Below are 20,686 nucleotides of genomic sequence, written 5' to 3' on the forward strand. Positions count from 1 at the left end.
ATGGCCGGATTCGGCCAGTAGCGGACGGAAAGTTGTTGGCGCGGGCAAGGTGCGTGTGGACTGCGATGGGGTATGCCAGATCCGAGAAGCCGTACCAACAACATCAAGAAGAGGGCAGAGTGATGCTCGATCCCGTCGTCGACAAAGGTCAGCTGACCGAGACCGACCGCTTCATCTTCGAGTCGTGGGGCTACTTCCTGATTCCCAACGTCTTGACCAAGGACGAGGCCGCCGAGGCGTACGACGTTTCGCAGCGCCTGCACCAGAGCCGGGATCGCGAGTTCGGGCAGATCGGCCGGACCTACGAGAGCGAGCCGGTGCTGGAGCGGCTCATCGACCATCCCGACGTACTGCCGAAGGTGCAGGGTCTGCTCGGCGACCGGTTCGTACTGCAGGCCGGCTGGAACACCATGCAACCGGCGCACGCGGGGAACGGCGGTTGGCACCAGGACGGCTCGTCCGCCTTCGACTTCAAGGAGCTGGGATACCCGGTTCCGCTGATTCAGCTCCGGGTGTCGTACCTGCTCACCGACCAGACTGTGCCGGGCATGGGCAACATGGAGCTGATTCCTGGCAGCCACCGCTCACGCGTCCCGCTCCCCGATTCGATCCGCAAGAACAAGGGCGACATCGCGATCGGCCATGTCATCTGCGCCGAGGCCGGGTCCGCTCTGGTGTTTCACAACGGCGTCTGGCATCGGACCTTCCGCCACGACGGCGACTACGACCGCTTCACTACGCACTACGTCTACAGCCCACCGTGGGTCCGCCCGGCTGACCGCCTCAGCAACGACCCCGAGTTCCTCGAGCGCACCACGCCCCTGCGTCGCGCACTGATGGGGGAGTTCGCACGGCCGGATGCCCCGTTCGGCGCCAACTACGAGCCGCTGCCGATCTGACGCATGCGCACCGGCCTCCGTTGAATTCGGAGGCCGGTGCTTCGCGCGTCAGCCGCAGTGCTGGGACTTCTCGTCGTCCGACATGGCGGCCGTCTTCGCCGTGATCTGGCCGGCCGCGTCCTTCACCGGCCCGGTCGCGTCGAAGTCCTGGTACCAGATGTAGTGGTCGTAGTACTTGTCGGGGAAGTGCATCTCGTACTGACCGTGCACCTTCTCCATCTCGGTACTGCGCTCGATCCAGCCCTTCTCGCCGGCCGGTACGTCGACGTTGCTGTCCTGACCGAACGTGCTGGACGTCTCCCAGGTGTGTGAGTACGACGTTTCGATCGACACCTTGAACACCTCGGAGAAGCCGTACTCCGCGGACAGCGAGACGCCGAAGCTGTTCGACTCGCCGGTCGTCTCGGACCACTTGATCGTGCTGCGTTGCGGCGTACCCGTGCAGTTGTAATAGGTGTCGCCGACCTGGTGCACGTCGCCGCGGAACGTCTCCGGCGCACCGGACGGATGGAAGACACAGGTATCGGTGCCGTTGTTGCATTTGTCGAGCAGTTCGCGACCGGTCGGTCCGTCGGCGAACGCGGGGGCAGTGGTGGTGAGGCCGGTGGTCGCGAGTACTGCGATTCCGGCGAAAGCGGCAAGACGTTTCGGCATAACGGCATTCCTCACGTGAATAGTGCTGGTTTGGGATCTCGACGTACTCAGCTGAAGCCGACCGACTTGGTGCGGTCGTCCATCATCGAGCCGACCCACGCGGTGTTCTGCGTGAACGGTCCGTCGCGGTCGCCGGTCAGATCCGGCTCGGGGTAGAGCCAGATCTTGCAGTTCGCCCACGGCTGCACGGAGCTGATCCGATCGGCCCAGCCGTCGATCGTGTTCGTCTGGTAGTTGATGACTCCGTCCGAGCCGTCGCAGAGCCCGGCGCCGACCACGGTCCAGCTCGCACCGCCGAAGTCACGGTCGTCGAAGAACGTGCCCTGGATGACCTCGCCGTCCGCCGTCAGATCGGCGCGGCTTATCGACCGGTCCAGCGTGGCGCGCTGCGCGGCGTCCGGCACACCGGCCGGCGCGGTGGTGATCCGGCCGTGGGTGGCGTCGCTGATCGCGGCGGTGAAGGTGCCGAAGCAGTCGATCTTGCCGGTCTTCAGGTTTTGGACGCAGTGGTTCGCCGGTGGTGCGGCGGCGTGGGCGGCAGGACTCACGCAAAGCGTTCCGCCCAGGGTCAGCGCGGTAAGTCCGGCGGCCGCGGAAAGGGTCCTCACGGTCATTTCCCTCATCTCCCGGAATGACGTTCGAATCGTTCGATGACAATTCGAAACCCTAGCGAGAGCGTTCTCACGCGGCAATGGGTCGAGTCTATTGTTGCAATTGCCGGTAGAACGTTTGGGATCACGAATCCCTTGTACAGCAGGCGGAAACCGTGTGCCGAAAGTCGGCGATGTGGGCACTTCGCAAGCTGCTTGCAACTCCGTTGTGACCAGGCTGATATGTTGCGCAAAACTGGCCGCTATCAATTGTGAATTTATCTATGCTGACACTGGCGCCTGGTCGGTTGGCCGGGGCTGGATTGATTCAGCCGCGCGTGCTCGGGGCGACCTCGCGCACCATCACGCAGTTGCCGAGGCCCTTGGGCCGGTCGTAGGTGAAGCCTTCGCGCTCGTACATCGCGCGGGTGCCGTTGTAGAGGAACGACGAGTTCTTCTTCCGGACCCCGCCGGTGTCGTGCGGGTACCCCTCGACCCGGCCGCCGCCGGCCTGCGCGATCAACTCGACGGCTCCGCGCAACGCGATCGCCGCCAGCCCCTGACCGCGGAAGCTGCGCTCGACCAGGATGCAGGTGACCCGGTAGTCGGGCAGCCGCTCGGCAGTGGCGACGTACTCCTTGCGGTGCTGGATGTTGGGCAGCTCCTCAGGCGATCCGTACTCCGCCCACGCAACGGCCCGATCGCCGTCGTACACCAGCGCCGCATGCGCGATCCCGTCCGCCACCAGACGTTCCTTGAGCGCCCGATTCCCCTCCGCACTCTGCGCCTTCTCCGCACAGTCAGGATGAAAATGCGTACACCAGCAACTGGCGAACATCCCCTTGTTCCGCTCGACAAGCGCAGCAAAGTCCCCAAACGTCTCCACCGTGAGCGCCTTGATCGCGAAGTCGGCCATACCGGCAACGTACCCCCAATTCCGGACGTTCAGCTTCCGGTACGTGTGGTCAGTGGCTGGTGACGACGAGCGTCGGCGGGTTGTGAACCAGCCCCGGAAGCGCGTTCGTCTCGTACGGCTGCCGCAGTCCGGGCCGCCAGGCGAGGAGCCGAGTACGGGATCCCGCGTCGAGGGCGATCACCAACCAGTCACCACGGCCGGCGAAGGCCAGCCCGGGTTGCGACTTGGCGGGCAGTTCGATCCCCGGCACGATGTCCAGCCGGCCGGTGCCGAGTTGCATGATCGCGATATCCATGGGCGGGAGCGGATCGCCGTCGAAAGGTGAGTCGGTCGACGCTCGTTCGATCAGGAAGGCAACCTTCGTGCCGTCGGGGCTGACCACACCGCAGCAGGCGGGGCGTGGAAGCGGGGCTCCGAGGTTCTTCCCGCCGGCGATCAGCCGGCGGCGCAGCGTGCACGGTGACGCGTCGCCGTCACAGCCGCTGGTCCAGAAGACTTGGCCGGCGCCGGCCGCGAGCGGCGCCGCTTGCTCTTCGAGCTTGGTTTGTAACCGACCGGTGCGCGCATCGACGAGCGCGAGCCAGGTCGGTGAGATTGCCGGATCGGGCTGCAGTTGCCCGACGATCGTTTCGCCCACGACGGCGGATGGAGAGAACCCGTGCGGCAGCCTCACCCGCGGCCCGCCGGCGATCGGAACGATCGTCCCGTAGGGGTTGTCGATGCCGCTGGCGAAGGAAGCGATCCAGACCCGATTGCCGTCCGTCAGCGGTGACTCGGTGGGACCGAGTGGGCGGATGACACTCACCCGGTGATCGTCGCTGATGCGCACCATTGCGTAGGGAGCCGTTTCGTTGCACGACTCGGTTGTCGCGTACGCCGTGATCGGATCGCCGGCCAGCACAGCGGCGTACTCGCCCGGACGGACGACTGCGTCAGGCAAGGTCGTCGCGCGGCCGCTGTCGAAGTCGACGAGTCGCAGCCGGTCTCCGCCGAGCAGCACCTGGATCCCGGTGTGTTCCGCGGGTGGCGCAGCCGACACGATAGGCAGCAGCGTGACCGCCCCACACGCGCCAGGCGCCGTCGGCCAGGCCCTCGCCGTCCGACCGTCCGGGATCGCGTTGATCACCTCCGACGGGGTGGGGCTCGGCACCGCCTGATGGGGCGGACCATCCGTCGAGACACGGACAACGATCAGGGTCAGCACCGCTGCCAGGACCAGAACCCATCCGGCCCTTCGGCGGCCACGCCTCGAAGCCTTCCCGACCTCGAGGACCTCATCCCGATCGTGCTCCACACCCCCATGAAATCACCGGCCGCGCCGCTCAGCTCCACGGTTCGTCCGGTGGATAGGGCCCCGGGGTCTCGAGCCGGCTCATGGCGTGGCTCGGAAGCCGTACGTTGCTCCGGTCAGGGCCTGGAACTCCGCGGTGGTGCCGCAGTCGAGGACCTTCGTGTTGACCGTCGATCCGTCGAGTACGACGGTGTGTACGGCGACGTTCGCGGCCGTGTGATTGGTTGCGACGTAGTTGTTGCTCCCCGACTTCACCAGGACGATCGTCGGGGTCGCTCCGGACGGCGTGATGTTCGCGGCCGGGACGTCGTAGGAGAAGTGATTGCCGACCACGGTGTTGCCGCTGCCGTTGAGTTGCACCAGCCCGAAGAGATCATCGAGTCCGTTGCTGAAGCCGGTCATCGCGGGGAACGATTCGGGGACCCGGAGGAAGTGGTTCGATCCGATCAGGTTGTTGTGGCAGGCGCCTTCGCACTGGATCATCCCAGGATAGAAGGCGTGCAGGCGGTTCGCGCTGATCGTGTTGTTCGTGCTGTTCTTCAGGTGCACCGAGCTCTTGCCCCGGGGGAAGATGTTGTTCCCGGAGACGATCAGGCCGAAGTGGTTCTCGGCGTAGACCGAGAAGCCGACATAGCCGGCGCCGATCATGTTGTCGTTGACCATGCTGGCCTGCCCGGAGCCGACGAGCTCGATGCAGCTGCCGTTCTCGCAGATGAAGTTGCCTTGGATGTGCAGTGCGTCGGCGTCGGTGATCACGATCCCGCGCTCCAGATAGACGATCCCCAGACCCCGGATCCGCAGCGAGTCGGTGGCGGTGGTCGACCGGATCCCGATCTTGCCGTTGAGGTAGCTGTTCTGGTTCGGCGTGAACGAGACGCCGTCCAGGCAGAAGTCGAGCAGTTCGATCGAGCTGAGCCGGGGGTCGCCGCTGCGGCTGATCAGGATGGCCTCGGCGTTCCCGTCGGTGTTCTCGACCCGGATCCGGCTGCCGCCCGGCCAGATCTCGTGCCAACCGGAGGTGTCGCCGGCGTTGTACCGGATGCTCGAGGAGGTGAAGCCGTGTCCGGACCCCTTGATCTGCAGGTAGCTGATGTCGATGACGATCCGCGTCTTGAGCGAGTAGTCGCCCGGCGGGACGTAGATCACCGCTCCGGGCTTGGAGGCCTGCGTCGGCTGGTTCGTCTTGATGTCGGCGATGATGCTGTTCACGATCGCGCCGATGTCGGTGTACGCGGTGGTGGAGGGGCTTGCGGGGATGGTCCAGGTGGTGACGTCGTAGATCGTCGAGGGCATCGTCTTCCCTTTCCAGGTGTGGTCAGAGCACGCCGAGGAGCGTGTTGTGCGGTCGGGGCGCCGGGTCCGCGGCGACGGCCGCAGCCGCCGGCGTCCTCGGCAGCTGGAGGTAGCCCGCGGCGCTCACGGCGGCCGCGGCTGCCAGGAAAACCCGGCGCGACAGGCGCGCGTCCGGTGGGGTGGAGGAGTTCACGGCGGCTCCTTGACGAGGGTGCCAAAAGGTTTTGGCAGAGTGGAATTGATCCGAAGGTAGGACTGCTGCCAGGCGGCGGCAAGATCGTCGCGGATGCCAAAAGTTTTGGCAGCTGTTTGGCGGAATTTTGGCGTTGACCGACTGGCCACGGCGGACGAACACTTCTGCCAAGACGTTTTGCCAAAACGTTTAATCACAAGCCTGGAACGGAGTCGGAGTATGAAGCTTCGCAGCACGAGCGGTCGCCTCCGGACCGCGATGGCCGGCATCGCCGTTGCGAGTGTGATCCTGGCGATCGCCGGATGCGGTGCCGGTGGAAGCTCGCAAGGTGCCGCCGGCAAGCTGACCGTCCTGGTGGAGGGAGGCGGAAAGGCCGAGCTCCAGCCGATCGCCGATCTCTACCAGAAGGAGACCGGTACGACGGTCGAGCTGGTCGAACTGCCGTACGACGGTCTCTACGACCGGATCCAGACCGAGCTCGGCTCGGGCAAGACGTCGTTCGACGTCGCGGCGCTCGACGCCATCTGGCTGAGCGCCTTCTCGACCGGTGTCTCGCCACTCGACGACCTCTTCACCGACGACGTGAAGCGCGATCTGTTCCCGGGCCTGGTGACCGAGGCACAGGTCGGCGGGTCGTACGTCGGGATGCCGGTCTGGACGAACTCCGAGATTCTCTACTACCGGACGGACCTGTTCGGCGACCCGAAGAACAAGGCTGCCTTCCAGGCGAAGTACGGCTACCCGCTGGTGCCGCCGACGACGTGGAAGCAGTACAAGGACGTGGCCGAGTTCTTCACCCGCGACACCAACGGCGACGGCCAGACCGATCTGTACGGCACCGATGTGAAGGGTGCGGTCGAGACGGAGTGGCTGGCCACGGTTTCACAGACCGGCGAGAAGACGATGGTTCTCGATCCGAAGAGCGGCGACGTCAGCATCGACGACGCCGATCACCTGGCAGCGTTGAACTTCTACACCAGCCTGTTGCCTTACGCCCCACCCGGCGCCGCGCAACTCGACTGGGCCGGCGCGCAGAACCTCTTCTACCAGGGAAAGCTCGCGATGATGCGGTTCTGGGGACACGCCTACACCCAGACCCCGGCCAACGCCAAGGTCAAAGGCAAGATCGGTGTCGCGCCGATGATCGCGGGGCCTGGCGGCATTGCCGGCGTACCGGGCGCCTGGTACCTCTCGGTGCCTAAGGCAACGGAGAAGCAGGCCGAGGCCAAGAAGTTCATCGCCTTCGCCTACGCGCACAACGATCTCTCGATCAAGACGTCGCTGGGTCTGGTCGCACGGATCTCGGCGTTCGAATCGCAGGCCGGCGTCGCCGGGCACGAGAACTATCCGGCCATCCTCACGACGCTGAAGTCGCCCGAGACGATCGCACGGCCGGCCACACCGAAGTGGCAGGAGATCGTGACCTCGGTGCTGACGCCGATGTTGCAGAAGGCGGTCGCCAAGGGCGCGAACAACGCGGCGCTGCTGAAACAGGCGAAGGGTCAGATCCAGGCCATCGTCAAGTGAAGGACACTCCCGTGCGCCTCACCGACCGCCGGTTCGCGCTCGCACTGATCGCGCCGGCCGCCTTGTTCCTGGCCGCGTTCGTGGCGTGGCCACTGCTCAGATTCGTTGCGAACGCGTTCTACCAGATCTCGCCGATGGCCGGTGGCCCGCGGAAGTTCGTGGGTTTCGAGAACTTCGCGACCGCGTTCGGTTCGCCGGCGTTCCAAGGAGCGGCGCTGCGGACGATCGTCTACACGGTCGTCGTGGTCGCGCTCGAATTCACCTTCGGGCTTGCCGTGGCGTTGGTCTTCGCGGCGCTCGGCAGTCGGTCGGCAGTGTTCCGTACTGTCTTCATGTATCCGCTCATGGTCGCCCCGGTGGTCGCCGGCCTGCTATGGCGATTCCTGCTCATCGACAACTTCGGCATCCTCAACGAGTTGCTGCGCCGGGGCGGGCTGTTGCACAGCACGGACCAGATCGGCTGGTTGAGCAATCCGAAGATCGCGTTGTTCTCGGTGGCGATGCCCGACATCTGGCTGACGACCTCGTTCATCACGCTCGTCCTCTTCGCGGGACTGCAGAACGTGCCGGGTGACGTCATCGAGGCCGCTCGGATCGACGGCGTACGTTTCCCGACGCTGCTGTTCCGGATCATCCTGCCGCTGCTGCGACCGGTGATCGCCGTCGCGCTGATCGTTCGCGGCATCGATGCGGCCCGTGCGTTCGACATCATCCTGATCCAGACCAGCGGTGGGCCACAGGACAGTACGACGACCCTCAGCCTGCTGATCTACCGCACGATGACGCGCAACGGCGATCCCGGCCTGGCCAGCGCGATGGGCACCGTCTACCTGATCGGGATGCTCGTGGTCGCCGCGATCGCGATCTTCGCCATCTGGCGACCTGGGGGAGATCAGGCATGAACGGCCTCGAGACCCGTCGCCGTCCGACCCGCGTCATCCTGTGGGGCACGCTGGTCGCTGTCCTGGTGCTGTACGGATTCCCGTTCGTCTACCTTCTGCTGACGTCGTTCAAGACCCCGCTCGATGCGATCGCAGTACCGCCCCAGGTGTTGCCGTCGCAGTGGACCCTCGACAACTACGTGGCCGCGCTCAGCAAGGAAGGCGTCGTACCGGCGCTGATCAACAGCGGCGCAACCGCAGTGCTCAGTACTGCGTTCTCACTCGCCCTCGGGGTGCCGGCGGCGTACGCGATCACCCGCTACCGAACGCCGAGCGGCCGCATCTTCGTGGTCGCGGCGCTGGTCACCCGGATGGTGCCGACAATCGCGGTCGGGGCGCCGTTGGTCGAGACGATGCGGCGGCTCGGCATCTCGGACACCACGATCGGGTTGGCGATCGCCCACACCACGATCTCGCTGCCACTGTCGATCTGGCTCATGTCGAGCTTCTTCGAGGCGGTTCCGGTCGAGCTGGAAGAAGCCGCCAAGGTCGACGGCAGCGATCGGCTGCAGGCGTTCCGGCACGTCGTACTGCCGGTCGTTTCCGGCGGCCTGGCCGTGACGGCCATCTTCGCCTTCCTCGCGTCCTGGAACGAGTTCCTGTTCGCGCTGCTGCTCACGTCGGTGCGGGCCCAGACCACGCCGATCGTGATCGCCAACTTCCAGACCCAGTTCGGCCTCGACTGGGGCGGAATGACCGCGCTCTCGGCGGTCTACTCCGTCCCCGTCATCCTGCTCACTCTTGCGCTCCAGCGGCACATCGTCGCCGGCCTGACCCTCGGCGCCGTCAAGGGCTGACATCACTCAACCACTGGAGAAGACATGGAATTCTGGCAACCCAACAGCCCGCTCGGCGGCCTGGCCCACGTGAAGTCCGGCCGGTCACGACGCGAGTCGAGCTGGGATCGCAGTGGCGGCAACCGGGACTTCGCGGTGGTGCCCGCGGGGGAGACCTTCGTGATCGCCGACATCAGCGGGGCGGGACGGATCGAGCACATCTGGCTGACCACGCGCTGCTACTCGGAGAAGTACCTGCGCAAGCTCGTCATCGAGATGTTCTGGGACGGGGAGGAGAATCCGAGCGTACGAGCGCCGCTCGGCGACTTCTTCGGTGTCGGGCACGCGGTCGCGAAGCACTACATCTCCCTACCGCTGAACGCCGTGTTCGGTCCACGGCGGGGTCCCAAAGGGCCGTTCGCGGCCGCGATGAACTCCTACTTCCCGATGCCGTTCGGCAGTCACGCGAGGATCCAGATCCGCAACGAGAGCGATCAGCCGATCGAGAACCTCTTCTACTACGTCGACTACGAGCTCAGCGAGCAGTCGATCCCGGACGACGTCGCGCAGTTCCATGCGTACTACCGGCAGGAGAAGCCGACGACCGCCGTACCGCACACCACCGATCTCGAGAACCCGGCGCCGTGGGACCTGCCGGGGACGAACCTGACCGGGGACGACAACTACGTGATCCTCGATGCGACCGGCACGGGGCACTACGTTGGCTGCGTGCTCAGCATCGACAACTTCGACGCCTCCAACCAGGTGTTCACCTGGCCGGGCGAGGGCGACGACATGTTCTTCATCGACGGGGAGGTCTGGCCGCCCTCCTTGCACGGGACCGGCACGGAGGACTACTTCGGTGCCGCCTGGGGATTCCCCAGTGGGGAGTACGCCGGTCCGTACCACGGCATCACGCTCGGTGCGAGCCCGCAGGAGCACTTCGGGCTGTGGAGCATGTTCCGCTGGCACATCGAGGACCCGGTCCGGTTCGAGCAGAGCCTGCGGGTGTCGATCGAGCACGGACACGCCAACGATCAGGGGAACGACTACTCGAGCGTCGCCTACTGGTACCAGTTGGGCGAGCACGCGCCGCATGCCGAGCTGCCACCGGTCGAGGAGCGGCTGCCGCGACGGTGGCCGGAGCACGGCCTCTGGGACGAGTGAGGTCGGGTCGATGAGCGGGGCAGAGGAGGAAGCGATCACGCCGAAGGTCGGCATCCGGGATGTCGCCCGCGCCGCGGGTGTGTCCGTCACGACGGTTTCGCATGTGCTCAACGAGACGCCGCACACGCGAACGAGTGAGGCGACCCGGGATCGGGTCCGATCGGTCGCCCGGGACCTCGGGTACACCCCGAACCGGCTCGCCCGCGGGCTGCGGACCCGGGCGTCGGACATGATCGGGCTGCTCACCGAGGAGATCGCGACCACCCCGCATGCCGGCCGGATCATCCTCGGCGCGCAGGAGGAAGCGAGTCGGCACAACCTCACGCTCGCGATCATCAACTCGCATCTCGACGCCGGCGCGGACGCCCGCCGCGCCGACGCCCGGGCGCTGATCGAGCGTCAGGTCGACGGCATCATCTACGCCACGGTGTTCCACCACGAGGTGTCGGTGCCGCGCGAGTTGCGCGCGGTACCGGCGGTGTTGATAGGAGCCCTGGACCGGCAAGGCGTCGTACCCGCCGTTCTCCCGGACGAGGCCAGTGGGGCGGCCGATCTCGTTGCCCTGCTGGCCGACGCCGGGCATCGGCGGATCGCGTTCGCGGACTCGAGTATCGAGGTTCCGGCCACCCAGGGCCGCCTGGTCGGGTACCTCCGCGGTCTCGAGCAGGCAGGTATCCCGCGGAACGACCAACTGATCACCTCGGGTGTCTCGGAGGCTGTCGGCGGATACACGACCAGCCTCGACCTGCTCGATCGAGACGACCGGCCGACGGCGATCTTCTGTTACAACGACCGGATGGCGATGGGCGCTTACCGCGCGGCCCAGGAGCTCGGCCTGCGAATTCCCGACGACGTGTCGATCGTCGGCTTCGACGACCAGGCGCCGATCGCGGCCAGTGTCTACCCGGCGCTCACCACAGTTGCGCTGCCGCATTACGAGATGGGTGCCTGGGCGGTGGCCACCTTGACCAGGTTGATCCAGAGCAGCAGCACCTCGTGGTACCGCTCGACCCACCCGACCTTGCTGCCCTGCCCGGTCGTCATCCGCGAGTCGGTTGCCCAGAACAACCGTTGACACCGGGCACGCCCGATGATCAGCTGAGCGGGTGAGTCGTTGGGGACTGCGAGGAGGAATTGTGGGACGTTTTGGTCGTCGTCGTGGTTACCTTTTGATCGTCGGTGCGTTGGCTCTTGGGCTGGTGGCCGGCACCGGGCTGACGGCGAGTGCCGCGCCTGAGCGAGTGTCGCGGTTCTCGCCTGGTGCGGCAGGGGCCGGGGATCCGTACTTCCCCGACATGGGTAACGGCGGGTACGACGTCAGCCACTACGACATCAGGCTCGCGTTCGACCCGAAGACCAAGGCGATCAGCGCGACCACGACGATCCTCGCCAGAGCCACGCAGAATCTCTCCCGCTTCGACCTGGACTTCCAGGGACCGTTGAAGATCAGCAAGCTCTCGGTCAACGGGCGCGATGCGTCGTACGCCCGCAGCGGTGCGCAGGAGTTGGTGATCACTCCGCGGCACGGGCTGCCGCGGGGGAGCACCTTCCTCGTCTCGGTGACGTACGCCGGCGTTCCGCAGAAGATCGACGACCCTGCGCTGGGCCTTTCCGGCTGGGTCGCCACGAAGGACGGCGCGGTCGCGCTCAACCAGCCGATCGGCGCGGCGACGTACTACCCGGTGAACGACACCACCGACGACAAAGCGACGTACACCCAGACCATCACCGTGCCGACCGGGCTCACCGTGCTGGCGAACGGCGAACCAGGTCCGAGCACCAAGCACAACGGCCGGACCACCTTCCGCTGGCACATGAACCAGCCGATGGCCAGCGAGTTGGCCATGATCGCGATCGGGAAATACAACGTCACCCGGAGCGTGACCGACGGTCTCCTGAACATCACCGCGATCGGGCAGTCGATCGACACCGTGGCCGGTCAGGGCAAGGTGCTCAACAACACCACCGCGCAGGTCATCCAGTGGGAGTCGTCGCTGTACGGGCGTTATCCGTTCGACTCGACCGGCGGCATCATCGCCGACGTCGGCGTCCACTACGCCCTGGAGACGCAGGGCCGACCCGTGTACGACCAGCGCACCAGCAAAGTCAGCGGTGACCTGCTTGCCCACGAACTCGGCCACCAGTGGTTCGGCGACAGTCTCACGCCGGTGCACTGGTCGGACATCTGGCTGAACGAAGGCTTCGCCACCTACTCGGAGTGGCTCTACCAGGAGAAGTTCAACGGCGTCCCGGTAGCGAAGAGCTTCGCGGAGACGTACGCCGACGAGAAGGACTGGACCGGGAAGGTAGCGGATCCCGGCCGGGACCAGATCTTCGACGACCTGGTCTACAACCGCGGCGCGATGACGTTGCAGGCGCTGCGGATGAAGATCGGTGACCGCGCCTTCTTCGAGGTGCTCAAGCAGTGGCCGACGACGTACCGGCACGACAATGTCTCAACGCAGACTTTCATCCGGTTCGTCGAGCGACTGACCCACCGCGACCTCGGCACGTTCTTCCAAACCTGGCTCTACCAACCAGGCAAACCAACCCTCTGACGCCTTACTGCTCGTAGATTCCACACTCTGCCGTGATCTCGGCCGTCGCTTGCGCCGCGGCGAAGAAGTCGTCGGCCAGCGGCGAGGTGCGCGATGCCGCCATCGCGACGCACACCTGGTCGGGCGCGAGTTCGGGGATGGGGACGTAGCTGATGTCCGGGCGTGAGTAGAAGACCGTCTCCGAACGCCCCACGAACGAGATGCCCCGGCCGGCCGCGACGTACTCGAGCTTCTCCTCCACGCCGCGCACCCGGAGACCGGAGTCGGGGTGCGGGCGCCTGGTGGGCTGCGTGCTCGGGTCGGCGTGCCAGACCAGCGGTTCACCGTCGAGGTCGGCCTCGGTGAGCTCCTCCTTGCCGGCCAACCTGTGGTCTGCCGGCAGCACCACCATGAGCGGCTCGGTGAACAGCGGGGTCACGCGCAGGCCGGTCTCGTCGATGGGCAGCCGCACATAGCCGACGTCGATGCGGCCGTCGAGCAGCATCAGGGCCTGGTCGTCCCATTCGATCCGCTGCACGTCCACGACCACGTCCGGGTGCCGGGCCTCGAACGCCCGCGCGGCCGGGATGACCGGGATCCCGGTCCGGAAGCCGACTGCCAGCCGCCGGCTGCCGCGGGCAGCCACCAACACCCGGCGGCGGACCGCGTGCGTGGAGGCGAGCAGCGGACCGGCGTCGTCCAGTAGTTGCCGGCCCGCGTCGGTCAGCTCTACGCCGTGGCTGTCCCTGGTGAACAGCGCGGCGCCGAGATCCTTTTCCAAAGCGCGGATCTGCCGACTGAGCGCCGGCTGCGCGATGTGCAGCTCCTCGGCGGCGCGGCCGAAGTGCAGCCTCTCGGCGACGGTCACGAAGTACCGCAGCTTGCGCAGGTCCAGATCCATCGAGCCTCCCGGTACGGCGATGCCTCCAGGGTATCGCCACCGCTGAAAGAGGTCTTGGACACCCACTCGAGCCGATGGCATCGTTAATGGGGCCGAGCGAATTCGGGATAAGCAATTTCGAGTATTCATCAATTCTATGGAGTGATTGTGGGAAAGCTCGATGGCAAGGTCGCCGTTATTACCGGTGGATCCACCGGTATGGCACTGGCCGGCGCCAAACTGTTCGTCGAGGAAGGCGCGCACGTCTTCATCCAGGCCCGGCGGCAGGAGGCACTGGACGACGCCGTCAAGTTGATCGGGCGCAACGTCACCGCCGTACAGGGTGACGCGGCCGAGCTGGACGACCTGGACCGCTTGTACGACGCCGTCAAGCGGGAGAAGGGTTCGATCGACGTGCTGTGGGCCAGCGCCGGGATGGGCGAACCCGGCGTACTCGGCGAGATCACCGAGGAACAGTTCGACCGCGCTTTCTTGCTGAACGCGCGCGGCACCTTGTTCACCGTGCAGAAGGCGCTGCCGCTGATGAACGACAACGGCTCGATCCTGATGACCGGATCCAACGCCTCCCTCGGCGCCTTCCCCGGCTGGAGCCTCTACGCGGGAAGCAAAGCCGTTCAGCAGGCCTGGGCCCGCGTCTGGCTGAACGAACTGCGCGACCGCAAGATCCGGGTCAACGTCCTGACCCCCGGCCAGGTCGCCACCGCCAAACAGGCAGAACTGTTCGACGAGGCAACCAAGGCCGCATTCGAGTCCCTCATCCCTCGCGGAGCGATGGGCCGGCCCGAAGAAATCGCCACCGTCGCGCTGTTCCTCGCCTCCGACGACTCCAGCTACGTCAACGGCCTGGAACTGGTCGCCGACGGCGGCACCACCGCCATCTGAACCACAGGAAGAGAGCACACCTCATGAGCAGCATCACCCTTATCGGTGCGGGGAACATGGCCCGTACCATCGGCACACTCGCGGTTGCCGGCGGCAACAAAGTCGAGGTCATGGGACGCGATCAGTCGAAGGCCGATGACCTGGCCAAGGCTCTCGGCGGCGGCGCGACGACGGGCAAGTGGGGCGCCGTCCCGGCCGGGGACATCGTCATCACGGCCCTGCTGTACGACGGGGTTGTTCCGGTCGTCACGGAGTACGGAGACGCCCTGGCGGGCAAGGTCATCGTCGACATCAGCAACCCCTTCAACGCGACGTTCGACGGACTCGCCTACAGCGGGGAGAGCTCGATCGCGCAGGAGGCCGCCAAGGTGGCGCCGGCCGGCGCCAGCGTGCTGAAGGCGTTCAACACCATCTTCCGTAATGTCCTGGAGAAGGGCCGGCCCAGCGTTTTCATCGCCGGTGACAATGCGCAGGCCAAAGCGGACCTGGCTGCATTCATCGAGAGCCTCGGGTTGCGCCCGCTGGACGTCGGCGGCCTGAAAATGGCGCACTGGCTGGAAGGAATGGGTCTGGTCACGATGGGCCTCGCCGGCAACGGGGTCGGCCACTGGGACTTCGCCCTCGGCGTCAACGAATTCACCGACTGAGCGCGTTCCACCTCAATCACAAGGAGCAGTAGCGTGCGCGTTTTCGTCGCTGGCGGGACCGGCCACACCGGTTCGTACATCATCCCCGAGCTGATCGCCGCCGGGCACGAGGTCACCGGCCTGGCCCGGTCGGACACGGCTGCGGCAGCGTTGTCAGCGCTCGGCGCGAAGGTGCGTCGCGGCGACCTCGAGGATCTCGACGGGCTCAAGGAGGCGGCCGCGGACTCCGACGGAGTCATCCACGTCGCACACAGGCAAGACCTGCTTCCGTCCGGCGGGATCGACGCCGTGGCCGCCGCGGAGCTCCCGATCATGCTCGCGTACGGCGAGGCACTCGCGGGAACCGGAAAGCCGCTGGTCGCGGCGGGGAGCATCGGCTCACCCGGGAACCTGGGCCGGCCGGCCACCGAGGACGACCCGGCCCTTCCCAGCAGCGATGAGTACAGGGGCACGCTGCGGGTTCGCAACGTCGTGGAGACCGCCGTCGTCGGCCTCGCCGAGCGGGGAGTGCGGTCGTCGGTCGTGCGGATTGCCAACATCGCGCACAGCACGACCGATCGGGCCGGCTTCCTCGTGCAGCTGATCGCGCTCGCGAAGGAGAAGGGCGTCGTCGGCTACCCCGGAGACGGCGCGAACCAATGGAACGCCGTACACATCCGCGACCTCGCCTCCCTGTTCCGCTTGGCACTGGAGAAGGGCCCGGCCGGCAAGTACTGGCACGCGGTCGGCGACTCGGCGATCCCGCTCCGCGAGATCGCCGAGGCCATCGCCAGCCGCCTGGGCCTGCCCGCCGTGAGCATTCCCGCGGACGAACTGATGATCCCGGGGTACTTCGGTTTCCTCGCGAACATCGTCACGCAGAACTACCCGGCGTCCAACCACATCACCCGCCGAACCCTCGGCTGGGAGCCCACTCAGCCAACCCTGCTGGCCGATCTGGACAACGGCAACTACTTCTCCACGTCAGCGTCGGACCTTTAGTTTCTGGCCGACGCGGATGAGTGTGGTCGACAGCCCGTTCAGTTTCATCAGCTCGGCCACCGACATTCGGTGCTGCAGCGCGATCCTGAAGAGGGTGTCGCCGGCCTTGACGACAACGACTCCTAGTGACGGGGCTCGAAGATCTGGATGCCCCATCGTGGTCAACCTCGCCGTCACCCGGGCCCGGACCTGGTCCATCGTCGGAAGGCCGGCGGTGGTGCGGGCCGGGTCGATCTTGCGCTTCGGTGCCCACTCCTTGTGCCCGATCAGCATCGCGGGCTGCCGGCGGAGTCCGAGGAGCAAGGTCGCGAACACGGTGTCGCAGGTCTCGAGCAGTCCGGGTGTCCAGAGCTCTCCGACGCCGTCGTTCTCGACCTCGACGCCGATCAGGAAAGAATTCCCCGCGTCCTTCGTGATGCCGATCAGGGGACCACCCGCACCCGCGTGGTTCGCCCGGCCGGCGGCGATCGTTCGGACTGTCAGGTCCCGGCCGATGAGCACGTGGCACAGCGGGCCGGGGATTCCCGGCCGCCCCTTCAGAACGGTGCCGAGCGATGGCGCGGAGCCACCGTGCTTGCCCGAAGCTGTGTGGTGGAAGACCACACCGCGCGGCTCGAAGGTCCCCGGCCGGCCACGTGTCTTCCAACCCGCGACCTCAAGCACCTTGAGGCCGTTGCTGCGAAATGCGTCAGCCATCCACGGCACCGTGCTCATTGGGCCACCCCGCTGTCGTCTTCCTCGAACTCGATGTCGTCGGTCGGCGCCAGTACGACGCCGTCCTCGGTCAAGCCGGCTTCCGCTGTTGCTTCCGGTGACGCATCCTCGTGCTCGATGACGTCGTCGTCCTCGCCCCTGAGATCCAAGTCATCAATGGCGACTCTTTCGAGCTGTTCTTCACTCACGTGAAGCCCCCCTGTCAACTGCTCCGATCGAACCAACTCAATGGCGCGCATGACGAAGCCGGCAGCACGCGGCATGCCGAAGCGCCCGCACGGAGCATCCGCGGTTCGCTGAATTCCCACCCCTGTGACCTCGATACTCTTCCGAACAGCTGAAGTCAACAAACACAACCGCATGAAGCGGATGCATGAAACCGTCAGGCCAGTAGGGGAAGCAGATGGAGGATCGGGGCGCCGAGGGTGCCGAGCCAGCCGGCGAGGGTGTGTAGGGGTTGAAGTAAGGATGAGCCGGCCGTTGCGAGTGAACCCGCTGCGAGAAGTAGCCGGGTGAGCCGCTCCAGGGAACGGGCGACGCGGGGACGATCGGGCTGCGGCTCCCGGATCGCCGTCTCGATCTGCGTCACCTCGGCCTCCGCATCGGCCGCGGTCTGCTCGTCGAGCGAGGTTGTCCGCAGGCCGGCGCGTAGGTCGATCACTGCCTGGCCGGCGGCCTCGGGCGTCACCAGTACGCCGTGCTGGCCGCCGGTGATGTGTTGATCGCGAGCCACGTTGTTGATGTTGCCCGCCGACTGATTGCCGATGTTGAAGGTCATTCGCCCACTCGTCTCAATGCCTCCGGTACTGCGGAGGGGGCGGAGGGAAGTCTCGGTTGACGCGCTTGCGACGCGACGTCGCGACGATGTGCAGAACTATTCCGATGATGACCAGTAGCACGCCGACGGTGTTGATCAAGCCACCGACCGCCGCGATCAGGAGACCGCTGAAATCGAGCTCCGGAGCAGTGGACGAAGCAGTCGACGAACTCCACACGTCGGCGAACCATTGCAGGTAGTTGAAGCCGCCGACATAGGCGATTCCCAGACCGATCACGAAGAGCGCTACACCTGTCCACACCAGCCAGCGTGCCTTCGTCTTCGTCGCCGCGATCTCGCGGAAGAAACTCTCCCGCTGCTGGACAATGTGCTGCGAGTAGTTGAACTGGTCCCGCCCGACGTTGTTGATCTCGTCGGCTCGTTGTTCCCGGATGTCGTAGCGGACCTGCTGAGACTCCTGCCGCGGCCGAGGATCCTCCGAGCCGTCAGCTGAGTACCGGAGTCGAAGACCGGCGAACGCGACCGTGTCTCCGGCGCGAAGCTCGCGTGGACCGGTAATGACGACGTTGTTGACGTAGGTGCCACCGGACGAGCCGAGGTCCTCGACGTAGTCCGCGTCGCCGCGGCGCCAGACGGTCGCATGCGTGCGGCTGACCTGCAGATCGTCGAACCGCACGTCGCACGTAGGCAAGCGGCCGATGGTCAACCGGTTCCCGACCAGGTCGATCCGCCGCCCGTGATCCTGCCCTGCGCTCTCCACGACCAGATACGTCGCCGATGGCTGCGCCATAACGGACACCCCCCACCAGCAAAGCACCATCGGCGGTGGCAGTCGAGGGTTGTCGGTGGTTGGGCTGGGGCGGATGATCGGGGGATGGTGAGGGTGCATTCGATGGCGCGGGGGGAAGCTGGGGAGCGGGAGGCGGATGCCTTGGCGGGTGCTGCCTTGATGGGGCGCCCGGTGCGGGCCGGCTCGCGGGAGCTCGGTGAGTCGGAGGGGGTGCGGGCTCCGGCCAGTGTGAAGCGAGCGTTGGGCAGGCGCGGGGCAGAGCTTCCGAGTTCGGTGCGGGCGGGGATGGAGCAGCGGTTCGGGCATGATTTCGCGAACGTCCGGATCCACCAGGATGATGCGGCTGCCCGGGATGTCGAAGCGCCGGCCTTCACAGTAGGGAGCGACATCGTCTTCGGCCGCGGGGCTTATCCGCCGACGAGCCCGGCCGGGCGGCACATGCTCGCCCACGAACTGGCGCACGTGGTGCAGGGGACACCGGGAGTGGTACGGCGGTACCGCAGCCCGAAGGCGTTCAACTTCGGGGTCGAGGACGACGCCGTACTGAAGGAAGGCTCGTTCGACCCGAACGCCGACAAGGCGACCAAGCCGTGGATCGAGTCGGTCAAGGTCGCGTTCGCCTCGAAGGCCGTCGACGGCGACGGGTTCGAGTACTGGCGGGGCAGTGCGAGCGCGACGTACTTCAACAGCCCGGCGAAGGGCGCCGACTTCACCTTCCCGGTGGCCGGCGGCGTCATCGGGCGGACGACCGATCGCGGCAACTTCACGGTGTTCCGGATCGAAGGCGCGGGCTACAACAGCGGCGCGTACTCCGGGACACCTGGGGTCGACTTCGATCCGGCCCAGCGCGAGGGCCCGAACAACCGGTACACGAAGGTCGACGCGCGCGGCGATCGGCTCAGCAACATGAGCTTCGCGGTCTTCTACAACCAGGGCGAGTCTCTGCACGCCGGTCCGGTCGACGCCGGTTCGCACGGCTGCGTGCACGTCGACTGGAACAACCTGAACACGATCAAGCGCCTGAACTACCACAGCGTCATCGGCCTGACGAAAGTCGCCGTCACCTACCCCAAGGCTCCGTAAAGCATCGGCAAATCATTGGTACGGCCAATGCCGACGCCTTGGCGGGTGCGGTTTCGCCGTGTCACAGTGGATCCGGGCCTGGCTCGCCGCTCGTCGCGAATCCCGGTTGGTCCGGCCCGCCATGGCTGAGCCAGGGGGGTGCGCTATGGATGAACTGCGGCTGCGTCTGCTCGGATGTTTCGCGTGTGAACGCTCCGGGGTGCCGATCGACTTGCCGCTCGGTCTGCAACGACTGGCGGCCTTCCTCGCGCTTCGCGGGATCTCGCACCGATGCCTGGTGGCCGGTGCGTTGTGGCCGGAAGTGCCGGAGACGCAGGCGTTGGCCAGTTTGCGGACGAGTGTGTGGCGGATGAACCGGCTGGCGTCGGGCCTGCTGGAGATCGTCGGCGACGCCTTGCGGCTGGCACCCGGCACACATGCGGACACCGACGCCCAGGAGCGCGTCGTCGACGACGTCCTGAGCCGCCGGTACGTCGACGACTCGACACTGGCCGCGCTCTGCCGGCCCGAGTTGCTGGCGGGGTGGTACGACGACTGGGTGGTGTTCGAGCGCGAACGGCTCAGCCAGCTCCGTCTGCATGCCCTCGAGATCGCGGCCCGGCTGTTCGTCGATCGGGGACGCCTGGACGTCGCTCTTCGCCTGGCGCTCGAGGCCGTGCGGGCCGAGCCGTTGCGGGAGACCGCGAACGAGGTGCTGATCGCGGTCTACATCGCGGAGGGGAACACGTCGGACGCGATCCAGCGCTTCCACCTGTACCGCGACCTGCTCTGGCGTGAACTGGAACTCGAGCCGTCGCCCCGGTTGGGTGGGCTGCTGCCACGCAGGGGCGGTGTGTTGACACCGATGTGACGGTCGGTGGCGGATGAATGGCGTATGAGTGCCGATGACCTCCGCGCAGATGGATTGATCGTCATCCGGCTGTGGAGAGAAACCGGGGGTGAGGTCCGCATTCGCATGACGAGCTCCACCGACCTCCGGCCGGAGTCGGTGCGGACGCGCGTCGTGACGAGCCGGGACGAGGTGCTGCGGCTGGTCGAGGGTTGGCTCGACGAGGTGCTCGGACCGGTGACGCGGTCGTGACGGGGCCCGCGGTTGGCTGGAGACACTGGCCGACCGGCGGATGGG

At 66.3% G+C, this 20,686-nt stretch carries 24 protein-coding genes; 13 read left to right on the forward strand and 11 right to left on the reverse strand.

The features are described from left to right. Window positions 1-122: 122 nt before the first annotated feature. The gene (locus EV650_RS04385; protein WP_134115561.1) at window positions 123-899 is read left to right on the forward strand and encodes a phytanoyl-CoA dioxygenase family protein; all 777 of its coding nucleotides are present in this window, start codon (window positions 123-125) and stop codon (window positions 897-899) included. Window positions 900-947: 48 nt separating this feature from the next. Here the strand turns inward: EV650_RS04385 and EV650_RS04390 are convergent, their stop codons facing one another. From EV650_RS04390 to EV650_RS40255, 6 genes are all read right to left on the reverse strand, one after another. Continuing rightward, window positions 948-1,553 carry a hypothetical protein gene (locus EV650_RS04390; protein ID WP_134115563.1) on the reverse strand — a complete coding sequence of 202 codons (606 nt, stop codon included), beginning with the start codon at window positions 1,551-1,553 and terminating at the stop codon, window positions 948-950. 47 nt (window positions 1,554-1,600) lie between these two features. Then, window positions 1,601-2,161 carry a hypothetical protein gene (locus tag EV650_RS04395; RefSeq protein WP_202874395.1) on the reverse strand — a complete coding sequence of 187 codons (561 nt, stop codon included), beginning with the start codon at window positions 2,159-2,161 and terminating at the stop codon, window positions 1,601-1,603. Between the two features lie 310 nt (window positions 2,162-2,471). Next, entirely contained in the window at window positions 2,472-3,059 is a 588-nt protein-coding gene (locus EV650_RS04400; protein WP_134115565.1) for a GNAT family N-acetyltransferase, read from the reverse strand. A gap of 49 nt (window positions 3,060-3,108) precedes the next feature. Further along, the gene (locus tag EV650_RS04405) at window positions 3,109-4,353 is read right to left on the reverse strand and encodes a hypothetical protein (protein ID WP_134115568.1); all 1,245 of its coding nucleotides are present in this window, start codon (window positions 4,351-4,353) and stop codon (window positions 3,109-3,111) included. A 78-nt stretch (window positions 4,354-4,431) separates the two neighbouring features. Then, window positions 4,432-5,643 carry a NosD domain-containing protein gene (locus tag EV650_RS04410; RefSeq protein WP_134115571.1) on the reverse strand — a complete coding sequence of 404 codons (1,212 nt, stop codon included), beginning with the start codon at window positions 5,641-5,643 and terminating at the stop codon, window positions 4,432-4,434. Between the two features lie 22 nt (window positions 5,644-5,665). Continuing rightward, a complete protein-coding gene (locus EV650_RS40255; RefSeq protein WP_166678018.1) occupies window positions 5,666-5,836 on the reverse strand; it encodes a hypothetical protein in 171 nt (56 codons plus the stop codon). 219 nt (window positions 5,837-6,055) lie between these two features. Between EV650_RS40255 and EV650_RS04415 the strand changes: the two genes are divergently transcribed. The 6 genes from EV650_RS04415 to EV650_RS04440 all read left to right on the forward strand — a co-directional run bounded on the left by EV650_RS04415 (window position 6,056) and on the right by EV650_RS04440 (window position 12,805). Then, a complete protein-coding gene (locus EV650_RS04415) occupies window positions 6,056-7,363 on the forward strand; it encodes an ABC transporter substrate-binding protein (protein ID WP_134115574.1) in 1,308 nt (435 codons plus the stop codon). 11 nt (window positions 7,364-7,374) lie between these two features. Next, window positions 7,375-8,265, forward strand: a complete 891-nt coding sequence (locus EV650_RS04420; protein WP_134115578.1) for a carbohydrate ABC transporter permease — start codon at window positions 7,375-7,377, stop codon at window positions 8,263-8,265. After that, window positions 8,262-9,101 (forward strand): carbohydrate ABC transporter permease, encoded by an 840-nt coding sequence (locus EV650_RS04425; RefSeq protein ID WP_134115580.1) that lies wholly within the window; start codon window positions 8,262-8,264, stop codon window positions 9,099-9,101. The genes EV650_RS04420 and EV650_RS04425 overlap by 4 nt, the downstream gene beginning before the upstream one ends. A 24-nt stretch (window positions 9,102-9,125) precedes the next feature. Continuing rightward, entirely contained in the window at window positions 9,126-10,247 is a 1,122-nt protein-coding gene (locus EV650_RS04430) for a glycoside hydrolase family 172 protein (RefSeq protein WP_134115582.1), read from the forward strand. 10 nt (window positions 10,248-10,257) lie between these two features. Further along, on the forward strand, window positions 10,258-11,322 hold the full coding sequence (locus tag EV650_RS04435) for a LacI family DNA-binding transcriptional regulator (RefSeq protein ID WP_134115585.1): 1,065 nt from the start codon (window positions 10,258-10,260) through the stop codon (window positions 11,320-11,322). 61 nt (window positions 11,323-11,383) lie between these two features. Next, window positions 11,384-12,805, forward strand: a complete 1,422-nt coding sequence (locus EV650_RS04440) for a M1 family metallopeptidase (protein ID WP_134115587.1) — start codon at window positions 11,384-11,386, stop codon at window positions 12,803-12,805. A gap of 4 nt (window positions 12,806-12,809) precedes the next feature. Here EV650_RS04440 and EV650_RS04445 read toward each other — a convergent pair whose 3' ends face one another. Beyond that, on the reverse strand, window positions 12,810-13,685 hold the full coding sequence (locus EV650_RS04445; protein WP_134115589.1) for a LysR family transcriptional regulator: 876 nt from the start codon (window positions 13,683-13,685) through the stop codon (window positions 12,810-12,812). Between the two features lie 147 nt (window positions 13,686-13,832). On the opposite strand from EV650_RS04445, the gene EV650_RS04450 reads away from it, so the two are divergent. The 3 genes from EV650_RS04450 to EV650_RS04460 are packed head-to-tail and all read left to right on the forward strand — an operon-like array spanning window position 13,833 to window position 16,195. Next, window positions 13,833-14,567: an SDR family NAD(P)-dependent oxidoreductase gene (locus EV650_RS04450; protein ID WP_134115591.1), complete on the forward strand. Its 735-nt coding sequence runs from the start codon at window positions 13,833-13,835 to the stop codon at window positions 14,565-14,567. Window positions 14,568-14,590: 23 nt separating this feature from the next. Then, a complete protein-coding gene (locus EV650_RS04455) occupies window positions 14,591-15,214 on the forward strand; it encodes an NADPH-dependent F420 reductase (protein WP_134115594.1) in 624 nt (207 codons plus the stop codon). Window positions 15,215-15,247: 33 nt separating this feature from the next. Continuing rightward, window positions 15,248-16,195 carry an SDR family oxidoreductase gene (locus EV650_RS04460; protein WP_134115596.1) on the forward strand — a complete coding sequence of 316 codons (948 nt, stop codon included), beginning with the start codon at window positions 15,248-15,250 and terminating at the stop codon, window positions 16,193-16,195. Here the strand turns inward: EV650_RS04460 and EV650_RS41380 are convergent. The 4 genes from EV650_RS41380 to EV650_RS04480 form a co-directional block, all read right to left on the reverse strand. Next, the gene (locus EV650_RS41380; RefSeq protein ID WP_305000020.1) at window positions 16,178-16,891 is read right to left on the reverse strand and encodes an N-acetylmuramoyl-L-alanine amidase; all 714 of its coding nucleotides are present in this window, start codon (window positions 16,889-16,891) and stop codon (window positions 16,178-16,180) included. The two genes, EV650_RS04460 and EV650_RS41380, sit on opposite strands and share 18 nt — an antisense overlap. 14 nt (window positions 16,892-16,905) lie before the next feature. Next, window positions 16,906-17,217, reverse strand: coding sequence for a hypothetical protein (locus EV650_RS04470; RefSeq protein ID WP_134115602.1), 312 nt, complete (start codon window positions 17,215-17,217; stop codon window positions 16,906-16,908). Between the two features lie 74 nt (window positions 17,218-17,291). Next, entirely contained in the window at window positions 17,292-17,687 is a 396-nt protein-coding gene (locus EV650_RS04475; protein WP_134115604.1) for a hypothetical protein, read from the reverse strand. A gap of 13 nt (window positions 17,688-17,700) precedes the next feature. Continuing rightward, on the reverse strand, window positions 17,701-18,477 hold the full coding sequence (locus EV650_RS04480) for an FHA domain-containing protein (protein WP_166678019.1): 777 nt from the start codon (window positions 18,475-18,477) through the stop codon (window positions 17,701-17,703). 102 nt (window positions 18,478-18,579) lie between these two features. On the opposite strand from EV650_RS04480, the gene EV650_RS40265 reads away from it, so the two are divergent. The 3 genes from EV650_RS40265 to EV650_RS41305 all read left to right on the forward strand — a co-directional run bounded on the left by EV650_RS40265 (window position 18,580) and on the right by EV650_RS41305 (window position 20,641). Beyond that, the gene (locus EV650_RS40265; RefSeq protein ID WP_166678020.1) at window positions 18,580-19,560 is read left to right on the forward strand and encodes an eCIS core domain-containing protein; all 981 of its coding nucleotides are present in this window, start codon (window positions 18,580-18,582) and stop codon (window positions 19,558-19,560) included. A gap of 145 nt (window positions 19,561-19,705) precedes the next feature. Next, a complete protein-coding gene (locus EV650_RS04490; RefSeq protein WP_166678021.1) occupies window positions 19,706-20,410 on the forward strand; it encodes an AfsR/SARP family transcriptional regulator in 705 nt (234 codons plus the stop codon). 105 nt (window positions 20,411-20,515) lie between these two features. After that, the gene (locus EV650_RS41305) at window positions 20,516-20,641 is read left to right on the forward strand and encodes a hypothetical protein (protein ID WP_255511943.1); all 126 of its coding nucleotides are present in this window, start codon (window positions 20,516-20,518) and stop codon (window positions 20,639-20,641) included. Window positions 20,642-20,686 lie beyond the last annotated feature (45 nt).

Origin of the sequence: Kribbella kalugense, from assembly GCF_004365875.1 — a bacterium.
In the GTDB taxonomy this organism is placed as follows: domain Bacteria; phylum Actinomycetota; class Actinomycetes; order Propionibacteriales; family Kribbellaceae; genus Kribbella; species Kribbella kalugense.